Annotated in this window: 8 protein-coding genes and 1 pseudogene; 7 read left to right on the forward strand and 2 right to left on the reverse strand. The window is 45.6% G+C overall.

Annotation, left to right across the window (positions count from 1 at the left end; genetic code table 11):
- Positions 1 to 612: 612 nt before the first annotated feature.
- The 3 genes from QUA70_RS26865 (at position 613) to QUA70_RS26875 (ending at position 5,017) form a co-directional block, all read left to right on the forward strand.
- Positions 613 to 2,622: a GspE/PulE family protein gene (locus tag QUA70_RS26865; protein ID WP_333350874.1), complete on the forward strand. Its 2,010-nt coding sequence runs from the start codon at positions 613 to 615 to the stop codon at positions 2,620 to 2,622.
- Between the two features lie 75 nt (positions 2,623 to 2,697).
- A complete protein-coding gene (locus tag QUA70_RS26870; RefSeq protein ID WP_190745295.1) occupies positions 2,698 to 3,795 on the forward strand; it encodes a type IV pilus twitching motility protein PilT in 1,098 nt (365 codons plus the stop codon).
- Positions 3,796 to 3,889: 94 nt separating this feature from the next.
- A complete protein-coding gene (locus QUA70_RS26875; protein WP_333332824.1) occupies positions 3,890 to 5,017 on the forward strand; it encodes a type II secretion system F family protein in 1,128 nt (375 codons plus the stop codon).
- 442 nt (positions 5,018 to 5,459) lie between these two features.
- On the opposite strand, the pseudogene QUA70_RS26880 reads toward QUA70_RS26875, so the two are convergent.
- A pseudogene (locus QUA70_RS26880) lies at positions 5,460 to 6,188 on the reverse strand (IS1 family transposase).
- 82 nt (positions 6,189 to 6,270) lie between these two features.
- On the opposite strand from QUA70_RS26880, the gene QUA70_RS26885 reads away from it, so the two are divergent.
- Both QUA70_RS26885 and QUA70_RS26890 read left to right on the forward strand, forming a co-directional pair.
- Positions 6,271 to 7,392: a glycosyltransferase family 4 protein gene (locus QUA70_RS26885; RefSeq protein WP_333350872.1), complete on the forward strand. Its 1,122-nt coding sequence runs from the start codon at positions 6,271 to 6,273 to the stop codon at positions 7,390 to 7,392.
- 11 nt (positions 7,393 to 7,403) lie between these two features.
- Entirely contained in the window at positions 7,404 to 7,637 is a 234-nt protein-coding gene (locus QUA70_RS26890; RefSeq protein WP_333350870.1) for a hypothetical protein, read from the forward strand.
- Between the two features lie 119 nt (positions 7,638 to 7,756).
- Here QUA70_RS26890 and QUA70_RS26895 read toward each other — a convergent pair whose 3' ends face one another.
- Positions 7,757 to 8,692 (reverse strand): exopolyphosphatase, encoded by a 936-nt coding sequence (locus tag QUA70_RS26895; protein WP_333333038.1) that lies wholly within the window; start codon positions 8,690 to 8,692, stop codon positions 7,757 to 7,759.
- 66 nt (positions 8,693 to 8,758) lie between these two features.
- Between QUA70_RS26895 and bioF the strand changes: the two genes are divergently transcribed.
- Positions 8,759 to 9,931 carry an 8-amino-7-oxononanoate synthase gene (gene bioF / locus QUA70_RS26900; RefSeq protein WP_333350868.1) on the forward strand — a complete coding sequence of 391 codons (1,173 nt, stop codon included), beginning with the start codon at positions 8,759 to 8,761 and terminating at the stop codon, positions 9,929 to 9,931.
- 273 nt (positions 9,932 to 10,204) lie between these two features.
- Positions 10,205 to 10,354: an arginine synthesis PII-interacting regulator PirA gene (pirA, locus tag QUA70_RS26905; RefSeq protein WP_172185012.1), complete on the forward strand. Its 150-nt coding sequence runs from the start codon at positions 10,205 to 10,207 to the stop codon at positions 10,352 to 10,354.
- The last annotated feature ends 782 nt before the right edge of the window (positions 10,355 to 11,136 follow it).

Consider the following 11,136-nt stretch of genomic DNA (forward strand, 5'->3'; position numbering starts at 1 on the left):
TCTGGCTGGTTGTTTATTTCCACATGATGATGCCTCAAGACCCTGTTGTCAATAGACTTTGAGATGCGCTTACCCTGGGACTGATGCAGCCGACGACAGAGCCGTGACCGATCGCAGATAATTAATCAAAATATATTTCAAAAGGGCGCTCGACACTTTCGTAAAAGCTATCATCACACAACATAGCTAATCTTTAACCTAGTAAAGCTAACCGCGCCACCACGGGCGCTGTAATTTGACCAAACAATTGGGGAAAATAGAAGAGCGTGGGAAGGCGACACACCCCGCCCCGCTTTGGTACCCCGGTACGGGGAATCCCCAAGTGATGTGCCCTGACGCTATAACGAGAGTATCCCGCAAGTTAATCAGGTAAGTAAGCAACTTAGCAGTTAACGAATAAGATGTGATTGCAAGCACCCGCAAATCCCTCCCAGGTCTCGTCACTGTGTGGACGCAAGTTAAAGGGGACTACGAGCTTACACTTTACATATAGGGATTGAGCAAGAACATGATAGCTGATCCATAAGCAAAGAATACGGGGGTTAAAACCCCGCGTTGGTTTTCCTCTCAGCACTGTTTGTGACTGAGTTTCCCACCTATTGAGTGTTTTTTATGACTAGCACATCCCCGCCTCGCTCCAACACATCCATAGTTTCTGTGAGCCAATTTACTCCGGCTCTCAACAAGATGATTCAGTCGGGTTACGTCAACGGCGACCAACTGAAGCAAGCTCAAATTGAATGCCAGAAGTCGGGCAAGCGGTTGACGGAGGTATTAGAAGCACTTACCGGGCAGCCGTTACCCCCAGAATTGCTGCGACTTTACAAGAAGCAGCAGATGTTTGAACGGAAGATAGTCTACGGGGTTGAAGCATTTGACCCGGAGATGAGCGAAATGTCTAACGAGCAACTCGGAGTTATGCTCGACGCATTGAAGATTTCGATCGACATTTGTCACCAAGGTCGGTTTTTACCCGTAGCGAAGACTGAAACTGAGCCTGCGGCCGTTTTAGTAGCCATGGTAGATCCCGACAACCTCAATGCCATAGAAGATTTGCGGCGGATTTTACAGCCTCACGGCTTGGCTTTGCAGCGACGGGTGATTACGCCAGACGACTATCAGGACATAACTTCTGCCTATCAAGAGGACCAAGTTAAGGTAGCAGCCAAAATGGCAGCAGCCGACAAGCAGAGAAAGATGGATTTAGGGGAGGGAGATTTTGGCGAACTCTCGCTAGAAGAGGAGAGTGCCGACCAAGAAGACCTAGCTAATACCTTGGACGATGCTGAGGCCGCTCCGGTAATTAAGGCGGTCAATATCATTTTGGCTAAAGCTCTTTCGGAAAAGGTGTCTGACATCCACGTAGAACCTCAAGAAGAGTTCATGCGGATTCGGATGCGGAAAGACGGGGTGCTGCAAGAGTATTTCCGGTTTCCCAAGCAGGTAGTCGCATCGATTACCGCTCGTTTCAAGATTATTGCCAACCTGGATATTGCCGAACGCCGACAAGCTCAAGACGGCCGCATCCGCCGGGTATTTGAGGGACGCACGGTCGATTTTCGGGTGAACAGCTTACCTTCGCGGTACGGCGAAAAAATCGTGCTGCGGATTTTGGACAGTTCCAGCACTCAGTTGGGCTTGGGTTTGTTAATCTCCGACCAGGAAACTCTGGCTTTAGTCCGAGAGAGTGCTAGCCGTCCGTTCGGACTGATTTTGGTGACGGGGCCGACGGGTTCGGGCAAGTCAACTACTCTCTACTCGATTCTGGCGGAACGGAACGATCCGGGGGTTAATATCAGTACGGCGGAAGACCCGATCGAATATGCTTTGCCAGGAATTACCCAATGTCAAGTAATTCGGGAAAAAGACTTGACTTTTTCCAACATTCTGCGGGCATTTTTGCGGCAAGACCCTGACGTGATGCTGGTGGGGGAAACCCGGGACAAGGAAACAGCCAAAACGGCTCTGGAAGCTGCTTTGACGGGACACTTGGTGCTGACGACGCTGCACACGAACGACGCGGCCGGGGCGGTCGCGCGTTTGGCCGAAATGGGCGTAGAACCGTTCATGGTTTCGGCCGCTCTGTTGGGCGTGTTGGCTCAACGTCTGATGCGGCGCGTTTGCGACAAATGCTGCATTCCTTACCAGCCAACTGCCGCAGAACTCGGCAAGTACGGTCTGTCGGCTTCTCAAGAAATTGATCTAACTGTTTACAAAGCCAACACTGTACCGGTGGAGGAAAGGAAGGAACTCGCAGAACGCGAGCAACTTTGTACCAAGTGCGGCGGCCTAGGCTACAAAGGACGGGTAGGGGTTTACGAGTTCCTGAAAAATACTGAGCGGCTTCAAACTCTGATCACTCAAGGAGCTCCCACAGAGCAAATTAAGGAAGCAGCAGTAGAAGAAGGGATGAAAACGTTGTTGGCTTACAGCTTGCAGTTAGTGCGGGAAGGCGCGACTACTTTTGAAGAAGTCGAGCGGGTGACGTTTACAGATTCTGGGCTGGAGGCTGAATTGAAGGCCAAACGCAAGCAGGGACTTACCTGCAAAACTTGTCGGGCGGAATTGAAGCCGGAGATGCTGGATTGTCCGTACTGCTTGACACCACGCTTTTTGGATTGATTCAGCAGTTAACTGTTGACTGTTAACTGAGCTAGATTGGTCAATAACTATCAATTTGATCGAGGAGAGGTATCTATGGGTCTGATGATTGAAGACGTACTGGAGTCCCTGGTAGAGCAAGGGGGTTCGGACATACACATCCAAGCGGGCGCGCCTATATTCTTCCGAGTCAGCGGTAAACTAACTCCTCAGACGCAATACGGCGACATTCTGTCTGCTGAGGAAGTGCAGATTCTAATTTTCCAAATGCTCAACAATATGCAGCGCAAGCAGTTGGAAATGGAGTGGGAACTCGACTGCGCTTACGGGGTTCGAGGATTGGCTCGGTTCCGCGTTAATGTCTACCGGGAGCGGGGTGCTTGGGCTGCTTGTATGCGGGCTCTGGCTTCTAAGATTCCTAATGCAGATGCTTTAGGCGTGCCACAGATTTTGCGGGATCTGACGGAAAGACCCAGGGGTATGCTGTTGGTGACGGGACAAACGGGTTCCGGGAAAACTACTACGATGGCGGCTTTGTTGGATCTGGTCAACCGGACGCGGGCGGAACACATTCTCACAGTTGAAGATCCGATCGAATACGTGTTTCCTAATATCAAGAGTTTGTTTCACCAGCGCCAAAAGGGCGAAGATACTAAGAGCTTTGCTAATGCGCTGAAAGCTGCTTTGCGCGAAGATCCTGATGTAATTCTGGTGGGGGAAATGCGGGACTTGGAAACGATCGGTCTGGCAATTTCGGCGGCAGAAACGGGTCACATGGTGATGGGAACGCTGCACACTAATTCGGCTGCTGCAACGATTGATCGGATTTTGGACGTGTTCCCGCCCATTCAACAACCCCAAGTTCGCGCCCAGGTGTCTAACTCTTTGGTGGGAATTTGCAGCCAAAATTTGGTAATAAAAGTTGGGGGCGGCCGCTGCTGCGCTATGGAAATCATGGTAAATACTCCAGCTATGGCTAACTTGATCCGGGAGGGCAAAACTCCCATGATTTACTCCCAAATCCAAATGGGGGCAAAATTGGGTATGAGGACGATGGAAATGGCCCTCGCTGAACTTTACAAGAGCGGTAAAGTCACTTGGGAATCGGCAATGGCCAAGGCTTCTAAGGCTGACGAACTCGAACGCTTGATCGGCCCGGCACCTGTTGGTGGCGCCAAGGTAGGAGCTCATTAATTCAGTCTGCAGTCATTAGTCAGGAGTCAGCAGGCTGAATTAATGACTGATGACTGATGAGTCATAACTTTTAATAAATTTTCAGAGGTGAGCTGTGGCTACCAACGTTATCCGCCAAAAACCGAAAGGTGGCTTTGATTTCAGTAAGATTCAGGAGCAAATTGAGTATAACCTTACCAGTCTTACTGTTAAGGATATGGCTATTTTTGCTCGTCAGTTTGCGGCTATGTTTAATGCAGGGGTGGCGATCGTGAGATGCCTTTCCGTGCTGCACGAACAGTGTTCTAATGCTAAGCTGAAGCGAGCGCTCAGGAGCATGAATGCTGACGTGCAGGAGGGGATAAACTTGGCAGAGGCGATGGCTAAGTTTCCTGATGTTTTTGACCAACTGTTTATCAGTATGGTGGCGGCGGGAGAAGTCGGCGGGGTGCTAGATGAAACCCTAGACCGTCTGGCGGTGATGATGGAAAAAAATCACAAGACGGAGGCGGAAATTAATTCGGCGATGTCTTATCCGAAGACTGTGTTCTTTATTGCGATCGTGATTTTTTTCGCAATGACCATATTCTTGCTACCAACTTTCGCTAAAATATTTAAGGATATTGGTGCCGACTTGCCGACTTTTACGCTGATAATGTTGGGAATTAGTGCATTTTGTACGGCTTGGCCTCCCATTCAACAGATAACAGTTATTGGGGTGATTATAGCGCTCAAAATTGCCTTCGATATGTACTACAAAACTCCAATGGGTCACCTACAAATTGATAAGATTGCGCTGAAATTGCCGATTTTTGGAGATTTGATCGAAAAATCGGCGGTGGCTCGGTTTTGCGTGATATTTGGGTCGCTGACGCGATCGGGCGTGCCGATTCTCAATTCTTTGGAAATTGTGCGAGATGTGGCTGGGAATCAGGCGATATCTAATGCGATCGAATATGCGAGACAGGAAATTCAAAGCGGCGGCATGATCAGTATTGCTTTGCAAGAACAAGCTGTTTTTCCGTCTTTGGCCATCCAAATGATGGCAATTGGTGAGGAGACAGGGGAACTTGACAAGATGCTGATGAAAGTTGGCGCTTTCTACGAAACGGAAGTGGAAGAAGCAGTAAAAGGACTTACCAGTATGCTAGAACCTCTGATGATTGTGGTCGTCGGTGGTATCGTAGGTTCGATTTTGCTGTCGATGTATCTGCCGATGTTCTCCGTGTTTGAGAAGCTGTAAAAAAGAGCTAATTAGTTATTAGTGATGAGTTAGTAGCAGCAATTAACGCATGACCAATGACTATTTCAATCGTCCCCAGGCTCTGCCTGGGCAGACCTTTGGAGGAGGCACATCCTCGATTAAAAGGAGAAGACGGAGGCTCTTCCTCCAAATCTTCATTAAGCTGTCGCGCATTTAAATTGCATATTCGAGGCGGGCGGGACACCCCACTCATTGTTTGATGGTTTTTTGACATACAATTTAAATGCCGCAACAGCTTACCAGGGTCTTCCCATTGGTGGCAACTTACGAAAATGTCACAAAAGTCAAGTAGGATAGGCATACAGATTTAACTGCTGCCTAATCCTGGCTTTAGACTCCAGGGTAAACGAATCTTAATTTGGCGTTGCTGAAGTGAGGTACGATTAGACGACGGTCGCTGGCAGTTCAGGTCGAATAGCCTTCAACTCAAAGTATCTAAATGATTACTTGAATATGAAATGGGAACGTCCGAGAATTTGAGGAGCGTGAATTAGTAAACGAATCGAATGTTTGAGCATTTCTTCGGATTTAGAATAACAAAGAGTTTTTCTATTTAAGCGAGTAAAATAATGTCGGAGTCTTGTTTTTTCACCTTCAACTGCAAGTCATCTAAGTTTGAGAGATGATTTGGCTACCATCGGGAATAAACATTGGATAAACTTTTGGGCCATATGTTACGTAAAAATAGCATTTCCATTTCTCAAAGCTCTCCCATAAAGGTTTAAATGTTTGAGTACTATGATTCCCTAAAACCCCTCCTAAAATACCTGCTTTGAAGTGGTCTACTGCTGTCGCCAGCCAGATACAAGTTTTTTTTGAGCCAATAAATTTTTTTTCTAATTCATCTAGTTCTCCGACATCGGGAATTGTGTCTGGTTCCTAAGCCTCTGGCCGAAGTTCTCCCAGCTATTTGACCCAATTAATTATTGTTGTATGATGAACACCTTGGATTCTTTCTTTCTATTGCTCGAAAACCCATACCATTGACATACATCTTTAGGCATTCGTGCTTAACTTCTTGAGAGTAACCTTTATGGGGTTAGTAGCCTTCTATGAATTGCCTACCACAGTAAACAAAAAGATAATTTTGTTTACCTTTTTTAGGGCAATTTTTATTGAGATGTCTTGATTTACATTCAGGAAATTTCATAGGCTTTGACTTTTCGTTAATTGTTTTTGTCAATTTCTCTTTGAACTAATCATACCTTAGTTCAGTAACGCCGCCAATAAATATGGTTCACTTTAACGTTGCCTTTCAACACTTTAACTCCTTCACCGACATTACCCTCTCCCTGGCGAAAACTTTAGACCAAATGGGAATTCCTATTTCGGTCGAACCTTCAACAATAGCCTCTCATCTCAGCCGCAATTTCACAGCAGAAGAAAACGACCTGCTAGAGAAGTGGATGAACAGCACACCCTCAGATTTATTTCAGATCAAATGGTCTCATTACTGGAAACCTTATTTTTTAAAAGAACTCAACGGACATCTCAACTTAGAACTTTTTGCTATCAATTATGAATTCGCCAAAAACCATGATGATTATGATTACTGGATTTACGATGCTGTTAACACTTCATCCCACAAACTAGCAGTCAGCCAATATTCTAAAAACGTTTTAATAAAAGCTGGCTGTCCGGCGGCAAACGTATCAGTCATGCCTCTAGGTTTCAATCCTTTAATCTCGCAACTCTATTTTCCCAGCTCCCCAAAAAAACCAAAAGATGTAAAACATATTCTACACATGACCAATTCTTTTGATTTCTATAGATTTGGCACGGATCTGGCCGTTCAAGCTTTTTGGGAAGAGTTTAAAGATGATTCTAACGTAGAGTTAATAATCAAAGATGGAGGCAAAAATTCAGATGTTATAGTAAAACATCTCGCCAATATCGAAAAGCAGCTCGGCAAGTTAAAGGCAAAAATTATGATAATCCCTAAATTTTATAATAAAACCGAACTAGCTGATTTATACTTGTCAGCCGATGCTTTTTTAGCTCCCTTTCGCGGGGAGGGTTTTGCGATTAAAATTTTGGATGCCTTTGCAGCAGGTTTGCCCGTCGCGATGACTATGTACGGCGGCCCGACTGAGTACGCCAATGCTGATAACTGCTATCCCATTGCTTACGATCTAATCCCCGTCGGAAAGTGTTACGATACTCAGTATCTAGAAATCAGAAATGCTCCTCAGTGGGCAGAACCAAATGTTCAGTCTGTTCGCGAACAGTTGCGAAAAAGTGTTGAAGACCCGATGCGTTTTCAGGTAGCTCAAAAAGCTAGAGAGACGGCGGATTTATTTAATTGGGAAGCTGCCGCTCAAAAATTGCTAAAATTAATGCGAGAATTGTTTTAGGAGCGGAAATTATGGGACTCGAACGCAAAATGTTTAGGGGAATGTTTTCACCGGGGGAAGTGGTACGATTGAAACAGCCTTGTTTTACTCCCGGGCGATTGTTTGAGCCCGGAAAATATAACGCTGATGAGTTGCCGGATATCGCTTTTGATATGGGTTTGGTAGACCATTTGCCACCAGCAAAAGGCAACTGTTCAGAAAATCTCAATGCCCAGAACCCGCCCGCTCAAAACCTTGAGGACTAAACTCCCATTTGCAGTAAGGACATCAGTCCTAACAATCCCCGTTTGTAGTAAGGACTTTAGTGCTGACAATTAAAATAATCAAAGACTCAAGTCCTGACTGCAAAAAAGATAAAGCCAATTTAACTATTTTGCTCTATCTGGGCAATTAACTCTTTCAAAACTTGACTAGCTTTATCGTTCTCAATCTGACAAGTTCCGGCATTCTGGTGCCCACCGCCGCCATATTTTAACATTAACTCCCCAATATTAGTTTTAGAAGTTTTGTTAAAGATTGACTTGCCAACTGCGAAAACAGTATTTTGTTGTTTCAGTCCCCAAAGTACGTGAATTGATATATTGCACTCAGGGAACAAAGCGTAAATTACAAAACGATTCCCCGCATAAATCACCTCTTCGTTACGCAAATCCAAAACAACTAAATTATTATAAACTTGGGCGCATCGCTGTATTTGCTCTTTAAATTTTTCTTCTTGCTCGAAGTAGAGGTCTACTCTTTCTTTTACATCAGGAAGCTGCAAAATTTCATCGATGGTATGATTTTTGCAGTAATCGATTAACTGCATCATTAACTGATAATTGGAAACCGTAAATTCTTTAAACCTTCCCAAGCCGGTTCTGGCGTCCATTATGAAGTTTAACAGCACCCATTCTTGCGGATGCAGAACCTCTTCTTTGGCAAATTGAGCGGAATCTGATTTGTCAACTGCCGCCATCATCGCCTCCGAAATATCAGGAAACTTTGCTTGGCCTCCATAATATTTGTACAGTACCCTAGCTGCAGAAGCTGCATAGGGATCGATGATGTGGTTGATTTTGATTTTCTCGTGTCTGAGAGTTTCGCTGAAGTGGTGATCGAAAGCTAGATGAACTCCCTCAACATAGGGTAAATTGGTGCTAATATCGTTATTTGTTATTTCGATTTTCCCATCCTGCATATCTTTAGGATGCACGAATTTAATCTCGTCGATCATATCGAGTTCTTTGAGCAAAACGGCACAGACAAGACCGTCAAAATCGCTGCGGGTGACTAATCTGTATTTTTTAGTGAGTGGCATATGCTTATGTGATGCGGAGGAACTGATCACCAGCTAATATAACGTATTACCCGATCGCTTTCCAATATGAACGCAGACCCTTACGCTTGGATAGAGAAATCCCTGGACACAGTTCGCCGTGCCCATTGGTATCGATCGCCACAATCGATCGATAGTTGCCCCGGGTCTGTGGTAAAGTTAGCAGGCCACAGGCTGATTAACTTTGCCAGCAACGATTATCTGGGACTTGCCGGCGATGACAGGTTAATTCAAGCTGCTATGGCTGCAACTAAGGAATTTGGTACGGGTGCGACGGGTTCGAGGTTGGTCAGCGGACACCGCGATTTGCACCGACAGCTAGAACAAGCTATTGCTAATTTAAAACAAACTGAAGATGCTTTGGTATTCAGTTCGGGATATTTGGCGAATCTAGGGGCGATCGCATCCGTTGTGGGCAAGCGCGATTTGATATTATCTGACAAGTACAACCATTCGAGCCTGAAAAACGGAGCCGCACTCAGCGGTGCAACTGCGCTAGAGTACAGTCACTGCAATCTTGAGGATTTAAAGGCTAAGTTAGAGCAAAATCGCGCCAGATACCGCAAGTGTTTAATTATTACCGATAGCGTCTTTAGCATGGATGGGGACTTGTGTCCCCTACCGCAGTTGTTAACTGTGGCAGCAACATTTAACTGCATGGTATTAGTAGATGAAGCTCACGCTACAGGAGTTTTCGGTGCTAGCGGTGCCGGTTGTGCAGAACATTTCGGGTGTACGGGAACACCGCTGATTCAAGTGGGGACACTCAGCAAAGCTTTGGGAAGTTTAGGTGGTTACGTTGCGGGCTCTGCTGCTTTAATTGATTTTTTGCGTAATCGAGCTGTGAGTTGGATTTATACTACAGCATTGACGCCTGCTGACGCGGCGGCTGCTTTGGAAGCTGTGAGAATTGTACAGCAAGAACCAGAACGCCGAGTTCAGTTGCGACAAAATATCGAAACTTTCAAATATTGGGCGATTACCAATCACCAATTACCAATTACCAATTCCCTCTCCCCAATTTTCAGTCTTCCGTTAAAAGATGCAGCCTCCGCTTTAACAGTCGGCAGCAAACTCAAGGAGATGGGTATTTTTGCTCCGGCTATTCGGCCTCCGACTGTAAGCGTGAGTCGAATTCGGATTTCGCTGATGGCAACTCACGAGCTCGCACACCTTCAGCAGTTGGTAGAGGCGCTGCTGCAAGTTTTAAGTTTTGAGTAAATGTTGTGAGACGGGGAGAATTTCTACTTCTGCCTTCTGCCCTCTGCAGCTCTAGCCTTCTGCAGCTCTAGCTTTCGGCCTTCTGCAGCTCTAGCGCTCTGCCTTTTTTTTGATTGTCAAGATATCGCTATTGACTTATGACCAATCTTATACAGGAGTTTTGTCGATCGGTCAATAACTGTAAATTTTTTGTAAATTTAGATACTTTTTGAAATTTAGCGCTATATTAGAGAAGTAGCAGGTACACCAAATTTAATATAAGGAACGTCCACCATGAACACAAATCGTCAAAACGTAAAAAAAGTCGCAGAAACCCACCGCGCTAACATTCACAAGCAACTGATGCACCGCATAGAAGTAGCGAGATCCAGTGGGAACCAAGATTTGGTTCGGGTGCTTGAAGAGGAAATGAGACAGCTTTAAAGAAGCTGCAACTAGAATTTGCCTGTAGTTTGGTTTAGAGGGTTGTGCGAGAAATGCAGAATTCCGGCAACCGCTACCTGTGAAGTTTTGACTCCTCTCTTAGTTGGTAGGAAAAACCCCGGTTTCTTGAAGAAACCGGGATTTTTTATTGAGAAGAAAGAAATAAAGAAACAAGAGGGAAAAGTCCTGGACGCGCAAACTTTATCTGTAGGGTGCGCCTCGGCCCCCAGAGACTCTACAAATAGGGCAGTGAACCATTTTTTGCGTAAGTTATTAAGTCAGAAGGAAGAGGGAAGAAAAGAGAACAGGAGTTATACTGCATTCCTTCTATTTTTATCTGTAGTAAACTGCGCCGAGGCGCGCCCTACGAAGAACTACAGGACTTACCCTACTGGCACAGGATGAGGGCGCGCCCTCACCCTTCACTTTAAGCAGTCCGGGGCACTGACAAGTGGACTGTCGCGACTAACGACAAACTCAATAAGCGCACGAAAGACGTACACTCATGTGTGTGCTATTCGTTGGAAAATTGAGGAATTACAAGCGGGAACTCAAGCAATTAACCGAGAGACAATCTTGGCGGTGCCATCAATCTATAATTCAAACCAATCATATTGCTTGCCATGAACTTGTGTGGGTAGGCGCTCAAAAGTTTAGCCGAGAAAAATGGTCAAATAATATATCAAATTAAACCTGGGTTGCTATTAACAATACTCCGGACAGTTTTTAAAGAGGGATGCGACGCCTACGGCAAGCAACGCTTACGCAATAAATCACAGAAG

Origin of the sequence: Microcoleus sp. LAD1_D5, from assembly GCF_036702115.1 — a bacterium.
Taxonomy (GTDB): Bacteria; Cyanobacteriota; Cyanobacteriia; order Cyanobacteriales; family Microcoleaceae; genus Microcoleus.

What these genes read in the sequence shown, in the direction of transcription:
- QUA70_RS26865 (WP_333350874.1), top strand. Translation starts at nt 613, where the DNA reads ATGACTAGCACATCCCCGCCTCGCTCCAACACATCCATAGTTTCTGTG.
- QUA70_RS26870 (WP_190745295.1), top strand. Translation starts at nt 2,698, where the DNA reads ATGGGTCTGATGATTGAAGACGTACTGGAGTCCCTGGTAGAGCAAGGG.
- QUA70_RS26885 (WP_333350872.1), top strand. Translation starts at nt 6,271, where the DNA reads ATGGTTCACTTTAACGTTGCCTTTCAACACTTTAACTCCTTCACCGAC.
- QUA70_RS26890 (WP_333350870.1), top strand. Translation starts at nt 7,404, where the DNA reads ATGGGACTCGAACGCAAAATGTTTAGGGGAATGTTTTCACCGGGGGAA.
- QUA70_RS26895 (WP_333333038.1), bottom strand. Translation starts at nt 8,692, where the DNA reads ATGCCACTCACTAAAAAATACAGATTAGTCACCCGCAGCGATTTTGAC.
- bioF (WP_333350868.1), top strand. Translation starts at nt 8,759, where the DNA reads ATGAACGCAGACCCTTACGCTTGGATAGAGAAATCCCTGGACACAGTT.
- pirA (WP_172185012.1), top strand. Translation starts at nt 10,205, where the DNA reads ATGAACACAAATCGTCAAAACGTAAAAAAAGTCGCAGAAACCCACCGC.